Consider the following 18,551-nt stretch of genomic DNA (forward strand, 5'->3'; position numbering starts at 1 on the left):
GTCGCCGAATGAGCCCACTGCCAGACGATCAGCCAAAGCGGAGTATTGGCAAGGCTCTGGCAGCCTATGGTGAGCGGCAATCCCTGGTGATGCTGGCCCTGGGCTTTGCTTCGGGCCTGCCAAACCTGCTGATCTTTGACACCCTCTCGGCCTGGCTCCGGGATGCAGGCCTGTCGCTGGAAGTGATCGCCTTCTTCGGCCTGGCGACCCTGGCCTACTCCTTGAAGTTCCTGTGGGCGCCCTTGGTGGACCGCACGGTGATTCCAGTCCTCACCGCGCGGCTTGGGCATCGCCGCTCCTGGATGATTGTTTGCCAGGTCCTGATCATGTTGGGCCTGTGGCTGGTTGCGGGTTCCAATCCCGTCGGCGGGCTCGGCTGGATGGCGCTCCTTGCCGTGCTGGTAGGTTTTGTGTCGGCCACCCAGGACATCGTTATTGATGCCTGGCGGATCGAGGCGGCGGTCATCGAAAAACAGGGGGTCCTGGCGGCGGCCTATCAGTGGGGCTATCGCATCGCCATGATCGTGGCAGGTGTTGTGCCGCTGGCTCTTTCAGAATCCCTCGGTTGGAACACCTCCTATGCGCTGATGTCGATCCTGATGGTGATCGGGGTCCTTGGGGTGCTGGGGGCTCCACGGGAGGCTCAGCGTGTGATCCGGGCTATCCCCACCGATGGGATCGAGGCCGCCCCAGGGCGTGACCTCCTGGAGTGGCTGTTGAGAGGATTGATGTTCGTCGCCGGGGCGCTGGTGCTGGGCTCAGGGTTGGCGGGAAATGCCGCCATACTGGCCGCAGGTATTGCGCCGATCGCCGGGCCTGATGCGGCGACTGGCCTGACCGAGGCCTGGGCCGCAAAATCGACGGGCGTTTTCCTACAGCTGGCCGGAGTTCTGGCAGGCGGTGCAGTCATCGTCCTGGCGGCCATGCCCTTGCCAAACAGGAAGACCTTGCCAGGGCGCTATCTGGGCGTCGCGCTTGGGGAGCCCTTGGCAAACTTCTTCGGGCGGTATGGGCGCTCGGCAGGACTGATCCTGGCGCTGATCTGCCTCTATCGGCTGAGTGATTTTGTGCTCAACATCATGAACCCCTTCTATCTGGATCTCGGTTTCCAGAAGCTGCAGATCGCAGAGGTGCGTAAGGTTCTTGGGGTGATCATGTCGATCGCCGGGGTCGGGCTGGCCGGCTTTTGCATCGCCCGGTTTGGATTGATGCGCTCGCTCATCATCGGGGCGTTTGCCGGATCGCTCAGCAATCTGGTCTTTGGCTGGTTGGCGGCTGTTGGGCCGCAATTATGGGCGCTGGGCGTGGCTATCAGTGTCGACAATATCGCCTCGGGATTCGCGGGCACCTGCCTGATTGCCTATATGTCCAGCCTGACAGCGGAGGGCTTCACGGCGACGCAATATGCGCTCTTCTCGTCGCTTTATGCCTTGCTCGGCAAGCTGATCGCTTCCCAATCAGGGCGCATCGTCGAGGGGGCTGCGGCGGCCGCGGAGGCATCGGGACCCTTTGCGGCGTTGAGGGGCTTGTTCACGCAGCTGCCTCCACAGGCCTATGCCCAGGCAATGGAAAAGAGCCACGTCTCTTCTGCGGCGCTGGGGTCCGGCTATCTCGTATTCTTCATCTATTCGGCGGTGATCGGGATGGTGGGCGTCGCCCTGTCCTTTATTGTGGCGGGACAGGCGGCAAAGGCAGAAATGACCCGCACCTAGACCCTGTCCTGGTCGGTTTGAATCAAGCCAACCGGGATCAACAGGGTCGTCGTTTTTGGGCAAGTGCCCTACTTGTCCACTCAGGATGAACCATCCCCGGTGGGAAGGACCCTAGGTCTCCGACACACAGATCACCTTGGCCACCCGCAGGTCCCGGCGAAGGTCATCGGCGACAATCCCGTAATTCCCGGGGGTCACCGCCTCACCCGTGGCGAACCCCGCCGGCGCCTGGCGCGCAGAGGTAATGGCCTGGGAAAGGGTCTCCGGGGCCGTGGTGTAGATCCGGCCCCTGCGAGGCGCTTCGGCCACGGTCACCCCGATCACACGGCCGGCGCTGTCCAGGGCCGGGGCGCCTGACAGCCCCTCCAGATCCCCGACCAGGTTTTCAGTGCGACCTGTCTCCGCCCAGGCCAGCACCGGTTCTGTCCGGGCGCCCCGACCGCGGATGACCAGGTTTTCACGGCCCAGCAGCCGCGATGTCGCCTCTCCGGGCCGCCCCTGGGGGAAGCCGGGATGGAAGGCCCGGTCGCCACGCCGCAATCCCCGGTCCAGGCCAAGGGGCAGGGGCGAGGCGCCGCCTTCGGTGGTCAGAATGGCGGCGTCGCCCCGGGGGTCGATATGGACGGTGGCCGCGACCCCCCGACCCTCGCCCACCACAATGGCGACCTTGGCGCACCCTTCGACCACGTGGCGGGCGGTCACCCAGACCCCACGGTCGGCGATGGAAAATGCGGTTCCCACGGCGGGTCTTGTCTTTTCCGGCATGTCCACGACAACTGCCGGATCAAAGGCCGAGGCGGGTCCCAGCAGCAGGCCCTGCTCATTGGGCAGGGGCGGCGGGGCCGGAGGCGCGTTGACCCGCTCCTGCCGCCCGAGGGCGAGCACGACCAGCGCAACAACAATGACCAGATAGATTGACCAGTCTGGCAGGCGGGGGAAGTGCACCGGGGCTCCTTAGCCTCGCATGGCCGCGGCGAGAATGATGGCGGTGGCGAGCTTGGCCGCAACGAGAAGAGTGGCTGACGCCATCTCCCCTTCCTGAATCCGCTGGGGCAGGCCGTGGAGGATCAGGTCGACGATCCGGAAGACCAGAAGCTGCACAGCGACGGTGGAGGCCCCCCAGATCACGATCTCGACAATCGAGGTTGAGGCCGTCAGGGAAATGGCCAGGGGAATGGCAAGGCCCAGAAGTACGCCGCCAAGGGACATGGCCGCCGCAACATTGCCTTCACGGATCAGGGCGATTTCCCTGTGAGGGGTGAGCAATATGTAGAGGGCTGCGCCGAGGATCAGGAAAAAGACTGTCAGCCCGCCATGCAGCAGGGTGATCGGAAACCCGGCAGCGAAGGCCTGCAGCTCGGGGGACTGGAGTTGATGCGGCATGTGGACCTGTCTGTGGACCCGGGGAAGACCCTCAGTCTTACACGGCCTGGCCCCCGGGGTGAAAGCCTCAGTCGTTCCCCATGTCGCTATCGGCCGTCGACTGTTCAAGCTTGCGACGGGCGCTGGCCCTGAGCTTCTCGCTTTCGCTCTTCAGCTGACCGCAGGCGGCGAGGATATCGCGCCCCCGGGGCGTCCTGATGGGCGAGGCGTAGCCCGCGCGGTTCAGAATGGCGGCGAAGGCTTCAATGGTCTTCCAGTCCGAGCAGACATAGTCTGTCCCGGGCCAGGGATTGAACGGGATCAGGTTGATCTTGGACGGAATGCCCTTGAGCAGGCGGACCAGGGCCAGGGCCTCGGCCGGGGTGTCGTTCACCCCCTTCAGCATGACGTATTCGAAGGTCACCCGCTTGGCGTTGGACAGGCCGGGATAGGCGCGGATAGCCGCCATCAGCTGGGCGATGGGGTACTTTTTGTTGATCGGCACCAGGACATTGCGCAATTCGTCATTGGTGGCGTGCAGGGAAATGGCCAGGCCCGCCTGGGTGCGTCGACCTAGGGGTTCGAGTTCAGGCAGGACGCCGGAGGTCGAGACGGTGATGCGGCGCCTGGAGATGGCTATGCCTTCGCCGTCGGAAATGATGTCGATGGCGTCCGCCACATTGTCGAGATTGTAGAGCGGCTCGCCCATACCCATGAAGACGATATTGGTCAGGAGCCGGTCGGCCTTGGGGCTTGGCCATTCGCCAAGATCGTCCCGCGCCACCTGGACCTGGGCGACGATCTCCGCCGCGGTCAGATTGCGCACCAGAGCCTGGGTGCCTGTATGGCAGAAGGTGCAGTTCAGCGTGCAACCTACCTGGCTGGAGACGCACAGGGCGCCGGCCCGGCCGACGTCGGGGATGTAGACTGTCTCGACCTCAATCCCCGGCGCCATGCGGATCAGCCACTTGCGGGTGCCATCCTTCGACACCTGGCGCTCAACGATCTCGGGGCGGTCCAGGCGGAAGGCCGTGGCCAGTTCAGCCCGGGTTTCCTTGGCCACGTCCGTCATGGCCTCGAAGCTGGTCACCCCATAGTGGTGGATCCAGCGCCAGAGCTGGGTGGCGCGCATCTTCGCCTTGTCCGGCCGGACGATGCCGGACTCGATCAGGGCCTGGGCCAGGGCCGGGCGCGTCAGGCCCGCCAGATTCGGCAGGGCCGGTCGGGCAGGGGTTGCGCGGGACAGGTCGAGGGTAACGGTCAAGTCAGGCTCACGGTCGGGAGGAGGGCCCCTTATAGGCGATCGTGTCACGGCTTCCAAATCGCCCCGCCCCGGCGACGACCTCAAACAAATGTTCGGCCGACCTCTTCCGCCGCATTCGCCTGTGGGCTAGCGTCCGCCCTCACTTCGACAACCCAGAAAAACACCGGGGAGAAACAGACATGAAGGCCATTTTGAGCAAGGTGACCGGCGGACCTGAGACCCTGGTCTATGAGGACACCCCGGCGCCCGAGCTGAAGCCCGGCTGCGCCATTGTTTCGGTCAAGGCGGTGGGGATCAATTTCCCCGACGTGCTGATGATCGAGGACAAGTATCAGTCCAAGCCCCCGCGCCCCTTCGCCCCGGGCGGCGAAGTCTCGGGCATCGTCAAGGCCGTGGCCGACGACGTCACCGGCATCAAGGTCGGCGACCGGGTGCTGGCCCAGATCGGCAATGGCGGTATGGCCGAGGAAATCCTCAGCCCGGCTGGCCGGCTGACCAAGATCCCCGACGCCATGCCCTTTGATGAGGCCGCCGCCTTCATCCTCACCTATGGTACCTCCTATCACGCCATCCACGACCGGGGTCACCTGAAGGCCGGTGAGACCATGCTGGTTCTCGGCGCGGCCGGCGGGGTCGGCCTGTCAGCGGTGGAACTGGGCAAGGCGGCGGGCGCCCGGGTCATTGCGGCCTGCTCCACCCAGGAAAAGGTCGACCTGGCCATCGCCCATGGCGCTGACTCCGGGGTGGTCTATGGCCGCGGTCCCTTCGACAAGGAAGGCCAGCGCAATCTGGGCCAGCTGTTCAAGGACGCCTGCGGCCCCAATGGCGCCGACGTGATCTATGACGCCATCGGCGGCGACTATGCCGAGCCGGCCCTGCGCTCCATCGCCTGGGAAGGCCGTTATCTGGTGATCGGCTTCGCCGCCGGCGACATCCCGAAGATCCCGCTGAACCTGGCCCTGCTCAAGGGCTGCGATATTGTCGGCGTGTTCTGGGGCAACTGGACGGCGCGCAATCCGGATCTCTTCCAGAAGTCCATCCAGGAACTGCTCGAGCTCTACGCCCAGGGCAAGATCAAGCCCTATGTGTCCGAGCGCTTCCCCCTGTCGAAGGGCGCAGACGCCATCGCACACCTGGGCAGCCGCAAGGCCATGGGCAAGGTGGTCGTGACCATCGACTAGAAGTATCTGGCCGGACCGTTGAATTGGCGGTCCGGCCAGCCTCTTGTTTCAGCCTTGCCAGGACGGCGCAGTGTCCGAGGCCTGGGCCTTCTTGGCCGCCTTGAAGCCGTCCCGGGCCTGCATCCGGGCCCAGTAGTCGGCTATGGTCGGCGAGAAGCGTTCTGAAAGGTTCAGGGTTTCCGCCAGCAGCAGGGCATAGGCCACGGAAATGTCCGCGCCCGTAAACCGGCCGCCACAATAATAGCCGCCACCCTCGGCCAGGCGCGCGTCGAGGCCCCTCAGCCGGGCCATGAACCATTTGGCATAGTCTTCCGCCACCTGAGGATTGCGCCGCTCCTTTGGCTCCAGCCGGGTGTAGCGAAGCACCAGGGTCTGGGGGAAGGTCAGGGTCGCCTCGCCGAAGTGCAGACCGTTCAGCCAGGCGCCATAGGCAGGATCCCCAGGCTCCACGGACAGGACCGAAGGGCCCGACCGGGTCGCCAGATACTGGATGATGGCTGCAGACTCCGTCATCCGGGTATCGCCGTCCACCAGCAGGGGGATGGTCCCCAGCGGATTCTCCTTGAGATATTCCGGCGCCAGCATGCGGGGCGGGAAGGGCAGGAGCTTCAGGTCATAGGCAATCCCCAGCTCTTCCAGGGCCCACAGGGCCCGGAAGGATCTGGCGTCAGCGCAGTGATAGAGGACAGGCCTAGTCGGCATAGACGGCGGCGCGCTTCTGCATGTTGGACATGACGGCTTCCACCTGGTTGGGCGAGCCGATCAGGGCGGTCTGTTCCTTGCTCTCGGCCATCAGGATGTCCGCCGGGCTGGCGTCGGGCGCCAGGTCCAGCAGGCGCTTGGCGCCGCGGATGGCGTGGGGGTTCTTGCTGGCGATTTCTGCGGCAAGGGCCAGGGCTTCAGCCCGCGGGTCAGCGCAGACCCGGGTGGCGAAGCCCATCTGCAGGGCTTCTTCGCCATTGAAGACCCGACCCGTATAGGTCAGCTCCCGGGCCACATCGTCGCGGACCAGGCGCTTCATCAGGACAAGGCCGGCCATGTCGGGCACCAGGCCCCACTTGATCTCCAGGACCGCCATCTTCACGTCAGGGGTCACGAAACGGATGTCAGCGCCCAGGGCCAGCTGGAAGCCGCCGCCAAGGGCGACCCCGTGAATTGCGGCGATCACCGGGACGGTCTGTTCCCGCCAGACCATGACAGCGTGCTGTGCCCGGTTCGAGCCGCCCGGGGTGCGCTTGGCCGTCACCAGGGTGTCGCTCGTGGACTTCGCATTGGCCGGTGGCGCCGCCATGCGGGCGAAATTGCCCATGTCCAGACCCGCGCAGAAGCCGCGGCCTTCGCCTGACAGCACAATGGCCCTGACGCCGGGCTCGGTCTTCAGGCGCTCGCCCATGTCGATCAGGGCCTGGAACATGGCGTCGTCCAGGGCGTTCATCTTGTCCACCCGGACCAGGCGGACGTCAGCCACGCCGTCGGTCACGGTCAGTTGAATGCGGTCTTCCATGGGGTTCTCCCTGCAGTCTTTTCCGGTTTGTTGCGGCGGAAGGTGTCACGAAAATTCCCGCTCGGCCACCATGACCCGGCGTCAGTCCTTGTCCCGATCGGGCAGAATGGCGTGGCCGGGGTGGGAAGTGATGCTTTCCAGTATGGGGGCTTCGTCATAGGGCGGGAAGCTGGAGTCGATTTCATCCAGGGCCTCACGGATTTCCGCGTGACGTTCCGCCGTCAGACGCCAGCCCATGACACAGACCCCGCCCAGCATCACAAAGAAGATCGGGCCGACAATATAGGCCAGTTCCAGGTTGTGGATGGCCTGGGGCGTGTTGCGCACGCCCTCCTTCGCCACATATCCCAGGCGCTCCAGCAGGGGGAAGGTCAGTCCGATGGCGAAGGCGCCGGCAATCTTCGCCGCCAGGGTGTTGAGGGCGTAGATCAGGCTCAGCTGCTCCTTGCCCTGTTCGAGCCGCACCTCGTCTCCCACATCGGCCAGCATGGCCCGGACCATCAGGTCAAAACCCGAGGCCATGAAGCCGCACCAGAACATGGGCGCGAGGCCGGCGATCACACTGCCCTTGGGAATGATCATCAGGGTGCAGAGGCCCAGGGAATAGGCTGTGGTGGTCACCATGAGGGTGCGGTGCTTGCCAAGGCGGCGGGAGAGTCTGGCGGTGAGTGGGGCGCCGAAAACGCCAGCCAGTATGTAGAGCAGGAGCAGGCCGGAGGCGACGGCCGGCGTGTAACCCAGGCTCTCTGTGAAATAGAACAGGTAGAGGGCGCTCATCCAGCCCGGGCCCAGGGTCAGGCACATCTGGGCCAGGAACAGCCGCATGAGGTCGGGCTTGAGCAGCAGGGAAAGATAATCGCGGATCTGAAAGTGCTCGCTACCCAGTGTGCGGTTCACGGTCTCCGGGGTGGTGGCGACGGTGAAGAATATGGCCAGGGGCGAAATGGCCAGGATGAACCAGCCCATCTGCGGTACCGAAGCGGCGTCGCCAAAGCCCATGCCCTTCGAGAAGATCGGGATCAGCAGGATGATGACGGCGCCGATCACCCCGATGGCTGCGACAATGCCGAAGACCCGGCTGCGCTCATGATACTGGGTTGAAAGGGTCGCCCCCCAGGCCGAATGCCCCAGGGCGAGGATGGACGTGGCCAGATAGTAGATCAGCAGCCAGATGATCAGATAGCCGAAGCCGACCCCCTGGGGCGCCATGAACAGGGCGTAGACCGAGGCCATCAGGATGGGTGCGCCGATGACCATCCAGGGACGGTAGCGTCCGAACCGTGTCCGGGTGCGATCCATGACCAGGCCAAGCACCGGATCAACCACCAGATCGAGCATTCTGACTGTCGCCCATGCCCCACCGACAGCCGCCAGACTGACCCCGAGATGGCTCGCGAAATAGGGGGGCAGATAGACGGCGACGGCGACAGCCAGACACCCGAGGGGAAAGTTCGCGGCGGAAAACGCCAGAATGGCGTTCAGCTTCAACGGTGGTCTCGCGCCGGCGTCGGTACTCAAAACTCGTGCTCCCCGCCGCTCGAATCCGAGGGCGATGACAGTGAGACGTCTAACGCTGAAAAGGGCAAGGGATCAGCGATAGCGGATCAGGGCTTCCTGGGTCGCCGAGGCGACCAGCCGGCCGTCCTGGGTGAAGATCGAACCGCGATTGAAGCCCCGTCCACCTGATGCTGACGGACTGTCCTGGACGTAGAGGTGCCACTGGGAGAAATCGGACGGATGGTGGAACCACAGGGCGTGGTCCAGGCTGGCCACCTGGAGGCGACCTGAATCCCACTCCACCGCATGGGGACGCAGGGAAGCGTCCAGCAGGGTCATGTCAGACCCATAGGCCAGGGCGCACTGATTGGCGGCGACATCCGCGCCCAGGGATTGCCGGGCCCGGAACCAGCACATGTCAATGGGCGGCAGCTTGCCCTTGAAACCCGGCGGCGTCGGATCACAGGGCCGGACCTCGACCGGCCAGATCCGGCGGCTTTCCGGGTCCAGCCCGGCCTTGGCGCGGAGCTGTTCCTCATTGAGCAGGGTTTCCGGCTCTGGCGGCTGGGGCATCTGCAGCTGGTGTTCAAACCCGGTTTCCGGGGTCTGGAAGGAGGCCGCCAGATTGAAGATCTGCTTGCCGTGCTGGATGGCCACCACCCGGCGCACGGCGAAACTGCCGCCGTCCCGGGCGCGGTCCACCTGGAAGAGGATGGGAACCTTGGGGTCCCCGGGCCGGATGAAATAGGAATGCAGGGAGTGGCAATGGCACCCCTCAATGGTGCGGTAGGCCGCGGCCAGGGCCTGGGCCACCACCTGGCCCCCATAGATCCGCCGGTGACCGTCGCCGGGGGTCTGACCCCGGAACATGTCCAGGTCCAGGGTTTCCAGATTGAGGATGTCGAGCAGCTCGTTCGGCGCGGTCATGGTCAGAAACTCACCGGCGCAAGGTCCTTGAGACGGGGCAGGACCAGGTCCTTGTCGGACAGTATGGCGTCGCTGGCGTCAACGCCCCAGTCAATGCTCAGGTCCGGGTCATTCCAGAGCAGGCCGCCCTCACACTTGGGGGCATAGTCACCGTCAACCTTGTAGGCCAGGACGCAGTCAGGACCCAGGGTCACATAGCCGTGGGCGAAGCCCCGGGGCACCAGCAGTTGTTCTCCCCCCTCGGCGGTCAGGCGCGCCGACACCCATCTGCCGAAGGTCGGAGATCCCGCGCGGATGTCCACGGCCACGTCCAGAATGGCGCCGGCAAGGGCGCGCACCAGTTTGGCCTGGGCGTGGGGGGCTGTCTGGAAGTGCAGGCCGCGAACCGTGCCGGCCCTGGCGTTGAAGGCCTGATTGTCCTGAACGAAGTCATGGTCCAGGCCGTGTGCGGCCAGGGTTTTCCGGCTCCAGGTCTCGGAGAACCAGCCTCGGGCATCGCCATGGCGCTTGGGCGTGATAAGCAGGACATCGGGGATGGCGAGCGGCGTAAACGTCGTCATGTGACCTCTGGATCAGAAAGCGATGCGACCGATGGCGCGAGACGCCGCGAAAAACAAGCCCGCGAAACGACATCCGTCGGTCTCGGTCCTGATCGTGGCCTATGAGAGCGGCGATCATCTCCACCATTGCCTGAGCGCCCTAGCGGCCCAGACCTTCACCGATTTCGAGATCCTGATGGTCGACAACGCCTCGACCGACGGCGCGCCCCAGGCGGCCGCCAGGGCTTTTCCCCAGGTGCGTCTGATCGAGGCCGGATCCAATCTCGGCTTTGCGGCGGGCAACAATCTGGCCGCGGGCCAGGCCCTGGGCGACTGGCTCGCCCTGATAAACCCCGACGCCTTCGCCGCGCCCGACTGGCTGGATAGGCTGCTGGCGGCGGCGGGCGTCCATCCGGACATCAAGGCCTTCGGCTGCCGCCAGGACATGGATGACAATGCTGGCCGGCTGGATGGCATGGGGGACGTCATGTCCCTCCCCGGCTTTCCCTATCGCGGTGGCTATGGTCGTCCGGATCCCGGCGCCATCGAGGGCGGCGAGACCTTTTCCACCTGCGGCGGGGCCATGCTGATCGACCGTCAGACCTTCCTGGATCTGGGCGGATTTGATGAGCGCCTGTTCTGCTATTGCGAGGATGTCGACCTGGGCTACCGCATGCGGCTGGCGGGCATGGCCAGCCGGGTGGTTCCCGACGCGGTGGTCCGCCATGTGGGCTCGGCCTCCACCGGCGGACCGCGGTCAGACTTCGCCGTCTTCCATGGGTCGCGGAACCGCATCTGGGTCTTCATCAAGAACACGCCGCCCGTACTGTTCTGGCTGACCCTGCCCCTGCATGTCCTGACCACCCTGGTCCTCTTCGCCCGTCATGCGACCCGGGGCGAACTGTCCGCACCCCTGCGCGGGGCGAGGGCGGCCGTGGCTGGCCTGGCCATGATCCTGGCCGCCCGTCGGGAGACACAGGCTCAGCGCCGGGCGACCTCGTGGGACATAGCCCGGGCCATGACCTGGAACCCCCTGGACCTGCTCCTGAGACGGGTGGTCATTCGCAGGCCCACTCGATCAGCCGGGCCATGAAGTCAGCGCCCCGCTCCATCTGGCGTCGCTCGACATACTCATTGGGCTGGTGAGCCTGTTCGATGGAACCAGGACCGCAGATCACTGTCGAGAACCCGGCTTCCTGGAACTGCCCGGCTTCGGCGGTGTATGACACCACCCTTTGCGGGCCATTGTCGCCGGTGATCCGCCGGGCGAACCGTTCCGCCTCGCCGTCGATTTCGGGCCGCAGGGGCGGGGTTCCCGCGCCCTGGACAAGACTGGCGCCGCATTCCGGGAAGCGGGCCTTCAGCGCCTGATCCAGCTTCTGGACCGCCTCCCGGAAGTCCGAAAGGATGAGGTTCGGCTCCTGGCCGGCCGGGCAGCGCAGGTCGAACTGGAAGCTGCATTCCCGGGCCAGGATGTTCCCGGCTGTACCACCATTCAACAGGCCGATGGTCAGGGTTGCGTGGCCTGGCATGAAGGGTGAATTAGGGTCGGTCTCCCTCTCCAGCCGGTCAGCCAGGGCCTTCAGGTCGGCCAGGAGGGGCACGGCCTCCATGATCGCCGAGACGCCCAGATGGGTCAGGCTGGAATGGGCCTCATGGCCGGTCACCGTAACCCGGTAGGTGGAAATCCCCTTGTGGCCGCTCACCGCCTCCATGTTTGTTGGCTCGCCCACCACCACGAAGGCCGGTGCGGGAACCTCTGCGGCAATGGTCGCAATCATGGCGGGGGAGCCCAGGCAGCCGATTTCCTCGTCATAGGAAAAGGCCAGGTGGACGGGTCGGCGAAGGTTTGCCGCGACCAGCTCGGGGGCGGCCGCCAGGGCCAGGGCGAGGAATCCCTTCATGTCGCAGGTTCCCCGGCCATAGATCCGGCCATCGGCCTTTTCCGTAAGGGTGAAGGGATCGGTGTCCCAGGCCTGACCGGCGACCGGCACCACATCTGTATGCCCCGACAGCACGACCCCGCCGGCAAGGTCCGGACCGATGGTGGCGATCAGGTTGGACTTGGCGCCGTCCTCGCTCGCCACCCGCCTGTGGGCAATGCCCAGGTCATTGAGATAGGCCTCCACCCACTCGATCAGGGCAAGGTTCGAGAGGTGGGAGGTCGTATCGAAGGACACCAACCGGGCCAGGATCTCGATCGCGCGGGTCGCAAGGGCCATCAGCAAGTCCAGTCGTCAACGAAAGTTCACCATCTGTCTTATCGGCTTCTTGGCGCCGGAAAACCTAGTTTTCTTCCATGGAAACCAGGCATTCAGAGTGGTGGCGCGAGGCGCCCGGTCCGACGGACCGTGATGGAGTCTGTTCCAGTGAACTGATCGGCAGCTTCGATATCTGGCTGTCCCGGCGCCTTTCCGAGGCCCATCGCAGGGGCCAGAACCTGGCCTTCTTCGACACTGACCTGTTCCGGGACCCGGACGGTCTCTGGAACGGCTGGGCGCACATCTTCTTCGACCCCGGATGCCCGCCGGTCCTCGGCGACCGCTGGACGGTCTACGAGATCTTTCCTGCAGGCTAGGACTTGCGGACGCCGATCGGCAGGCCGCCGAGATCGTCAAACAGGCCAGGCGCATCGCCCACCCTTGCGCCCTCGATGGCCAGAAGCCTGAGTTTGGTGTCAACCCCGCCGGGGGCGGAAAATCCCACCAGCCTGCCGCCGGCGCCCAGCACCCGGTGGCAAGGCACGATGATAGGCCATGGATTGCGGCCCATGGCCTGGCCGACCGTGCGGGCGTCTGCCGTCCCGCCAAGGCGTGACGCGACCTCGCCATAGGTCAGGGTGGAGCCCGGCGGGATCATCCGGGCGACCTCATAGATCCGGCGGTAGGTTTCGCCCTGTCCATCCATGTCCAGGTGCAGACCGGTCAGATCAGCCCGCCCCGTTTCCGAAAGCGCCTGGATCAGCGTCGCTGCTATGGCGGCCTCACCCCCCAGGGGCGCCTCAACAGCCTGTGGAAACCGGCGCTGGATGGCAGGCTCAAGACTGTCGGGCTCCAGGGCCGGAAGGAAGGACCCCGCCAGTCCGACGTCATTCCAGACCAGTCCGCACCTGCCGATCGCCGTGTCAAAGAGGGCGAAAGCCAGGGTCAAGGATCAGCCCTGCTGGGCGTGCCCGGGACCTGGCAGGATGGCCAGGAGTTCAATCTTGAAGATCAGGGTGCTGCCGGGCGGTATGTCGCCAGCCTGATTGTCCCCATAGGCGAGGTTGGACGGCACATAGAGGATCCACTCGTCTCCGGGGCGCATGAGCTGCAGGGCTTCGATCCAGCCTGGAACCAGGGCGTCGAGGGGCAGGGCGGCGGGCACTCCGCGCTCGTAGGACGAGTCGAAGACCTTGCCCGAAATGAGCTTGCCTTCGTAATTGACCTTCACCTCATCGCCGCGCATGGGCTTCACGCCAGTGGCGGGGCCGGATTTGACCACCTTGTACTGCAGGCCGGAGGGCAGGGTGACCACTCCCTGGGCCTTGGCGTTGGCCGCCAGGAAGGTCCGGCCCTCATCCTGGGCTGCGGCGGTAATCGCCGCCCGGTCAGGGGCGCAGGCAGCCAGGGCCAGGGCGGCGAGGGCGCCAATCATCCAGCGGCTGTTCATCGGGCCAGGCTCTCCAGGGCGCGGGGCGGATAGCCCTTCTCGCGAAGGACCTCCATGATTTCCTGAGTATGCTGGGCGTCGCGGGTTTCGATCAAGATGTCGAACTCGGCGCCCTTGGCGGGAACGTCCAGGGCCAGGCGATTGTGCGCCACTTCGACAATGTTCGCCCCCATCTGGCCGATCACCGCCGAGACAGTGGCCAGCAGGCCGGGGCGGTCATCGCCGATGATCCGCAGGGACACCAGGCGCTGCTCGCGCACCAGTTCCCGGGTCAGGACCGAGGCCAGAAGCCGGGTGTCGATATTTCCGCCGGTGATGATCAGCCCGACCTTCTTGCCACGGAACTTGTCGGGATAGGCCAGCAGGGCCGCCAGGGCAGCGGCGCCGGCGCCCTCGACCACGGTCTTTTCCACATTGCAGAACAGGGCCACAGCCCGCTCGAAATAGGGCTCCTCGATCAGCAGCATGTCGTCGATGAGCGGCCGGACAATGCTGTAGCTCAGCTCGCCCACCTGCTTGACGGCTATGCCTTCGGCGATTGTAGCGCCGCCGCTGGCGCTCATGGCGACGCCGCGCATCTTGGAGGTGAAGGACGGGTACATGGCCGGCTCTACCCCGATGATCTTAACATGGGGATTGAGCGACTTGGCCGCCGTGGCGCAGCCGGCGATGAGGCCGCCGCCGCCGATGGGAATGGGCAGGATTTCCAGGTCAGGCTGGTCCTCGAACATTTCCAGGGCGACCGTGCCCTGACCCGCCATGACCTGCAGGTCATTGAACGGGTGGACAAAGGTCAGTTCCCGCTCGTCGCAGATGCGTTTGGCGACGGCGGCGGATTCGTCATAGCTATCGCCATCGATCACCACTTCGGCCCCATGGGCCCGGGTTTGCTGGACCTTCACGAAGGGCGTCGATTTCGGCATGACGATGGTCACGGGCACGCCCAGACGCGCCGCATGATAGGCCAGGCCCTGGCTGTGATTGCCGGCGGAGGCGGCGATGACCCCCCGCTTGGCCTCGTTGTCGGACAGCTGGAGGAGGGTATTGAGGGCGCCGCGCTCCTTGTAGGCCGCGGTGAACTGCAGGTTCTCGAACTTCACCCAGACCTCGGCCCCGGTAATCTCCGACAAGGTCCGCGAATGTCGGAGCGGTGTTCGTTCAACCCGCCCTTTCACCCGCTCTGCAGCGGCGCGGATATCGTCGAGTGTCAGGGTCATGGCGGAGCCGGATGAGGTCTGGAGGCTGGAAGGAGGCCACCTCTAGACGGGGAAGGCCTCTGCGGCAATGTCGCGCCGCTAGTGGAGGCTGCGGATCACATCCAGTCGACGGCGCGCCCGCGCCGGATAATGGGAGAACCTGCCCAGGGGCAGGGCTTCGGCTATGGTTGCGGCGCCATAGGCCGCCTCGCGCATCCAGGTCACAGGGGATGGCACGCCGATGGATCCTGAAACTACGCCCTGGGTGGCGTTGGCGAAGGCGCGTTTGAACTGATAATCCCCGGCGCCCAGATCCAGCCGGGTAAGCCCGACGGTTTCCATCCACCGTAGGATTTCCTGAAACAGGATGACCCCGGGTGAGAAGCTCTGGAACTTTTCAAAATGGGTGATCAGCCATCCGCTCAGGACCCGGCGGTTGCGGAGGTGAAGATGAATGGCCGCCAGTTCATCGCCCACATGCAGGGTGAAAAGACAGGCGCCAAAATCGGGTATCTCGCTCCTGAAGAGATCGTGGACCATGCTGTTTGACCATTGGGGCCCGAAGATATCCGACTTCCCGGTCTCCTTCAGCTGACCGGACTTCATCGCAATCAGCTGGTCCAGTATTTCCACCGAGGGTGACATGGCCGTGAAGCGCAGGGGTCCGAAATTCCTTTCCGCGTTCCGGCGGGAGGTTCCAAGGCGCTTGAAAATCTTTGCGCCCCTGGATTTCTGCTCGGCCTCGTAGGCGGCGTATCCATTTGGCAGGTCGACCAGGCGCGTCTCTGTGGCGTCCTTGCCAAACCGGGCCATGGGCTCCTGGCTCGCCAGGAGCGAGGTGAAGTCAAAGCGGTGGACCCCGAGGGCGCGGATGATTTCCACGGGATCGAAGTCAAGACCCGGCTCACAGACCACAGCCTGATAATCACAGAAGGGCGCGCCCACGGGCAGGGCGGTGAGGGCGCCGGTCCTGGCGGGCAGAAAACCGACGGCGCGACCGCCTTCCCGCAGGATCGCCACCTTGAACCCATATTTTCCGGGGCTCTGGGCCCGCTCGACAGCCTGAGCCCAATAGGGAGACAGGAAGGGGTTCTCAAAGGAAAGGTCGAGGGCCTGCAAGTCTGCCCAACGGGCAATGTCTTCGGGCGTCAAATCCTGAGGACGGACAATCTCGATATTCAAGGCAAGGGACCCCTGAGCCAGTAAAGGTCTCACTGTTAACCCTGAAATCTTTCCGCCAGATTTAGGCGCAGCTAGATCAGGTCGTCGTCGAACTCCGATACCCAGTGGCCGGATTCAACCTCAACAAGCCTTGGCAAATAGGTTTGCCCCGACGTTCCGGGGGTTCTAGCCGAGGGCAGGAAGCGCAGGGCGCTGTCCAGATCCATGGGGCTTCCCATGACCCCTGGAAGCTTGAGTCTCTGACGCTGGCGCTCGGTCCTGGGATCGGCGATCGGCGCAGCCGACAGCAGGGCCTTGGTGTAGGGATGTTTCGGGCTTTCATAGAGCTGGTCCCGGCCCGCCAGCTCCATCACCCGACCCAGATAGAGCACCATGATCCTGTGGCTGATCTCGCGGACCACAGCCAGGTCATGGCTGATGAAGATCATCGCCATGCCCATCTGCTGCTGGAGGGTGATCAGCAGGTCGATGATCTGGGCCCGGATTGAGACGTCCAGAGCCGAAACCGCCTCATCGCAGATGACCAGACGGGGCTTGAGGATCATCGCCCGGGCAATGCCGACCCTCTGGTTCTGTCCGCCAGACAGTTCGTGGGGATAGCGGTTGATCAGATCAATGGACAGGCCGGCCGCCGCCATGGCGGCGGTCACCTCTATGTCCCTGTCGCGACGGGCGAGGTCTGGCCGGTAGACCAGCAGGGGCTCGGCAATGGAGTCGCCTATGGTCATGCGGGGGTCCAGGCTGGCCATGGGATCCTGGAAGACGATCTGCAGGTCCCGTCGCGCCTGACGCAGGGATTCCCGATCAGCGTGGGTAATGTCGCGGCCAAGGACCGTCACGGTTCCTGACGTCGCCGGCAGGAGGTTCAGAATGGCCCGGGAAAGTGTGGACTTGCCACAGCCGCTCTCGCCCACCACCCCCAGGGTTTCGCCCTGACGCACCTCGAGGCTGACACCGTCCACAGCCCGCAATACCTGGGCCGGCGCCCCGAAGCGGTTGGGCTTCATCGGGAACCAGACCTTGATATCCTGTCCTGACACCACCACCGGCGCGTCGTCAGGAACCCGCGCTGTGACCGGGCGACCACCCCTGTCCTGGCGGTCCAGCCGCGGAATGGCGCTGAGCAGGGTCCGGGTATAGTCGCCTTTCGGTGCGGCGAAGAGGGTTTCGGCCGTCCCCTCCTCCACATAGGCCCCGTCCTTCATGACGCAGACCCGGTCAGCCAGTCGGGCGACGACACCCATGTCGTGGGTGATCAGCACCATGGCCGTGCCGGTTTCCCTCTGCAGCTCCGCCATCAGGTCGAGGATCTCGGCCTGGACGGTGACATCGAGGGCCGTGGTGGGTTCGTCGGCGATCAGCAGTCGGGGCGAGCAGGACATGGCGGCGGCGATCATCACCCGCTGACGCATGCCCCCGGACAACTCATGGGGAAACTGGGTCATGCGCCGGGCGGCGTCAGGAATCTGCACCCGGTCCAGCCAGGCCCTGGCCTCGGCTTCTGCAGCCCGGCCGGAGAGGCCCTTGTGCAGGCGAAGGGGTTCGGCGATCTGCTCGCCGATCCGCATGTGCGGGGTCAGGGCCGTCAGCGGGTCCTGGAAGATCATGGTCATTTTCGAACCACGAACCTGGTTCAGTTCCCGGGGCTTCAGGCCCAGCAGTTCCTGGCCCATGAAGCGGGCGGACCCGGAGGCCCGGCCGTTCCGCGCCAGCAGGCCCATGACCGCCATGAAGGTCTGGCTCTTGCCCGAGCCGCTCTCGCCGACCACGCCCAGGGTCTCGCCCGGATTGATCGACAGGGACACGCCGCGCACGGCGTTCACCATCCCGTCGTGGGTTTCGAAATCCACCACCAGATCCTGCAGGACCAGCACTGGATCGGAATTTTGCTCGGCCAAGGAAACCTCTGGGGACGGTCTTGAGTCGCTGACCATAGTCTGAGTTTCCGAAGAGATGAAACCGTGGTCGTGGCGCGCAAATTCGCTAGAATGACGCCTGTGACCTCAGACGCCTCCCTTCCGACCATCCGCCGCCCGGCCCTGTTCCTGGACCGGGATGGCGTGCTCAACGAAGACCGGGGCTATGTCCACCGCTGGGAGGACTTCACCTGGATTGACGGCGCCCGGGAAGCCATCGCCGCCTTCAACCGCGCTGGCTGGCTGGTCTTTGTGGTGACCAACCAGTCCGGGGTCGGTCGGGGCTATTACACCGAAGCCGATGTCATGACCCTCCATCGCCGAATGGCCGACGCCCTGGCCGAATCCGGCGGAAGGGTAGACGCCTTCTATTATTGTCCCGATCACCCGGAGGCCGCCGAACCCCGATACCGCCATCCGGACCCTCCGGATCGCAAACCCAATCCCGGCATGCTGCTCCGGGCGATGGCGGAATGGCCTGTTGACCCGGGGAAATCCCTGATGGTCGGCGACAAGGATGGGGATTTGGAAGCCGGGCGGCGGGCTGGCGTGCGGGCGAGGCTGTTCGACGGGGGCGATCTCATGGCCTTCCTGAGCCCGGAATTACCCTGAGCTTACCT

At 64.9% G+C, this 18,551-nt stretch carries 19 protein-coding genes; 5 read left to right on the plus strand and 14 right to left on the minus strand.

All coding sequences use genetic code 11. The annotated features are described in order from the left end of the window. Window positions 1–8: 8 nt before the first annotated feature. Complete coding sequence (locus tag CFE28_01535; protein OYU68790.1) at window positions 9–1,712, plus strand: permease; 1,704 nt, start codon at window positions 9–11, stop codon at window positions 1,710–1,712. 111 nt (window positions 1,713–1,823) lie between these two features. Here the strand turns inward: CFE28_01535 and CFE28_01540 are convergent, their stop codons facing one another. The 3 genes from CFE28_01540 to rlmN all read right to left on the minus strand — a co-directional run bounded on the left by CFE28_01540 (window position 1,824) and on the right by rlmN (window position 4,338). Continuing rightward, window positions 1,824–2,657: a serine protease gene (locus CFE28_01540; GenBank protein OYU68791.1), complete on the minus strand. Its 834-nt coding sequence runs from the start codon at window positions 2,655–2,657 to the stop codon at window positions 1,824–1,826. A gap of 9 nt (window positions 2,658–2,666) precedes the next feature. Further along, a complete protein-coding gene (locus CFE28_01545; GenBank protein ID OYU68792.1) occupies window positions 2,667–3,095 on the minus strand; it encodes a hypothetical protein in 429 nt (142 codons plus the stop codon). Window positions 3,096–3,162: 67 nt separating this feature from the next. Then, complete coding sequence (gene rlmN, locus CFE28_01550; protein ID OYU68793.1) at window positions 3,163–4,338, minus strand: 23S rRNA (adenine(2503)-C(2))-methyltransferase RlmN; 1,176 nt, start codon at window positions 4,336–4,338, stop codon at window positions 3,163–3,165. A gap of 179 nt (window positions 4,339–4,517) precedes the next feature. On the opposite strand from rlmN, the gene CFE28_01555 reads away from it, so the two are divergent. Continuing rightward, the gene (locus CFE28_01555; protein OYU68794.1) at window positions 4,518–5,519 is read left to right on the plus strand and encodes an NADPH:quinone oxidoreductase; all 1,002 of its coding nucleotides are present in this window, start codon (window positions 4,518–4,520) and stop codon (window positions 5,517–5,519) included. A gap of 48 nt (window positions 5,520–5,567) precedes the next feature. Here the strand turns inward: CFE28_01555 and CFE28_01560 are convergent, their stop codons facing one another. The 5 genes from CFE28_01560 to rfbC all read right to left on the minus strand — a co-directional run bounded on the left by CFE28_01560 (window position 5,568) and on the right by rfbC (window position 10,007). Next, on the minus strand, window positions 5,568–6,221 hold the full coding sequence (locus tag CFE28_01560; GenBank protein OYU68795.1) for a glutathione S-transferase: 654 nt from the start codon (window positions 6,219–6,221) through the stop codon (window positions 5,568–5,570). Further along, window positions 6,211–7,023, minus strand: coding sequence for an enoyl-CoA hydratase (locus CFE28_01565; GenBank protein OYU68796.1), 813 nt, complete (start codon window positions 7,021–7,023; stop codon window positions 6,211–6,213). Before CFE28_01565 ends, CFE28_01560 begins: the two co-directional genes overlap by 11 nt. Window positions 7,024–7,104: 81 nt before the next feature. Continuing rightward, window positions 7,105–8,577, minus strand: a complete 1,473-nt coding sequence (locus tag CFE28_01570; GenBank protein OYU68797.1) for a hypothetical protein — start codon at window positions 8,575–8,577, stop codon at window positions 7,105–7,107. Window positions 8,578–8,613: 36 nt separating this feature from the next. Then, window positions 8,614–9,447 (minus strand): acyl-CoA thioesterase II, encoded by an 834-nt coding sequence (locus CFE28_01575; GenBank protein ID OYU68798.1) that lies wholly within the window; start codon window positions 9,445–9,447, stop codon window positions 8,614–8,616. Window positions 9,448–9,449: 2 nt separating this feature from the next. Next, window positions 9,450–10,007 carry a dTDP-4-dehydrorhamnose 3,5-epimerase gene (rfbC, locus tag CFE28_01580; protein OYU68799.1) on the minus strand — a complete coding sequence of 186 codons (558 nt, stop codon included), beginning with the start codon at window positions 10,005–10,007 and terminating at the stop codon, window positions 9,450–9,452. Between the two features lie 31 nt (window positions 10,008–10,038). Between rfbC and CFE28_01585 the strand changes: the two genes are divergently transcribed. Further along, complete coding sequence (locus CFE28_01585; protein OYU68800.1) at window positions 10,039–11,079, plus strand: glycosyl transferase; 1,041 nt, start codon at window positions 10,039–10,041, stop codon at window positions 11,077–11,079. Here the strand turns inward: CFE28_01585 and argE are convergent. Continuing rightward, window positions 11,045–12,208 carry an acetylornithine deacetylase gene (gene argE, locus CFE28_01590; protein ID OYU71501.1) on the minus strand — a complete coding sequence of 388 codons (1,164 nt, stop codon included), beginning with the start codon at window positions 12,206–12,208 and terminating at the stop codon, window positions 11,045–11,047. The two genes, CFE28_01585 and argE, sit on opposite strands and share 35 nt — an antisense overlap. Before the next feature lie 77 nt (window positions 12,209–12,285). Between argE and CFE28_01595 the strand changes: the two genes are divergently transcribed. Then, window positions 12,286–12,564 (plus strand): hypothetical protein, encoded by a 279-nt coding sequence (locus CFE28_01595; protein OYU68801.1) that lies wholly within the window; start codon window positions 12,286–12,288, stop codon window positions 12,562–12,564. On the opposite strand, the gene CFE28_01600 is transcribed toward CFE28_01595, so the two are convergent. The 5 genes from CFE28_01600 to CFE28_01620 form a co-directional block, all read right to left on the minus strand. Next, complete coding sequence (locus CFE28_01600; protein OYU68802.1) at window positions 12,561–13,136, minus strand: cysteine methyltransferase; 576 nt, start codon at window positions 13,134–13,136, stop codon at window positions 12,561–12,563. The genes CFE28_01595 and CFE28_01600 overlap by 4 nt on opposite strands. 3 nt (window positions 13,137–13,139) lie before the next feature. After that, window positions 13,140–13,637 (minus strand): peptidylprolyl isomerase, encoded by a 498-nt coding sequence (locus tag CFE28_01605; protein ID OYU68803.1) that lies wholly within the window; start codon window positions 13,635–13,637, stop codon window positions 13,140–13,142. Then, window positions 13,634–14,854, minus strand: coding sequence for a threonine ammonia-lyase (locus CFE28_01610; GenBank protein ID OYU68804.1), 1,221 nt, complete (start codon window positions 14,852–14,854; stop codon window positions 13,634–13,636). The genes CFE28_01605 and CFE28_01610 overlap by 4 nt, the downstream gene beginning before the upstream one ends. 78 nt (window positions 14,855–14,932) lie before the next feature. Then, entirely contained in the window at window positions 14,933–16,015 is a 1,083-nt protein-coding gene (locus CFE28_01615) for a cellulose biosynthesis protein CelD (protein OYU68805.1), read from the minus strand. Window positions 16,016–16,086: 71 nt separating this feature from the next. Further along, window positions 16,087–17,949, minus strand: a complete 1,863-nt coding sequence (locus CFE28_01620; protein ID OYU68806.1) for an ABC transporter ATP-binding protein — start codon at window positions 17,947–17,949, stop codon at window positions 16,087–16,089. Between the two features lie 54 nt (window positions 17,950–18,003). Here CFE28_01620 and CFE28_01625 point away from each other — a divergent pair, with 54 nt between their 5' ends. Beyond that, window positions 18,004–18,543 (plus strand): D,D-heptose 1,7-bisphosphate phosphatase, encoded by a 540-nt coding sequence (locus CFE28_01625; GenBank protein OYU68807.1) that lies wholly within the window; start codon window positions 18,004–18,006, stop codon window positions 18,541–18,543. Window positions 18,544–18,551 lie beyond the last annotated feature (8 nt).

The organism is Alphaproteobacteria bacterium PA2, from assembly GCA_002256425.1.
In the GTDB taxonomy this organism is placed as follows: Bacteria; Pseudomonadota; Alphaproteobacteria; order Caulobacterales; family Caulobacteraceae; genus Phenylobacterium.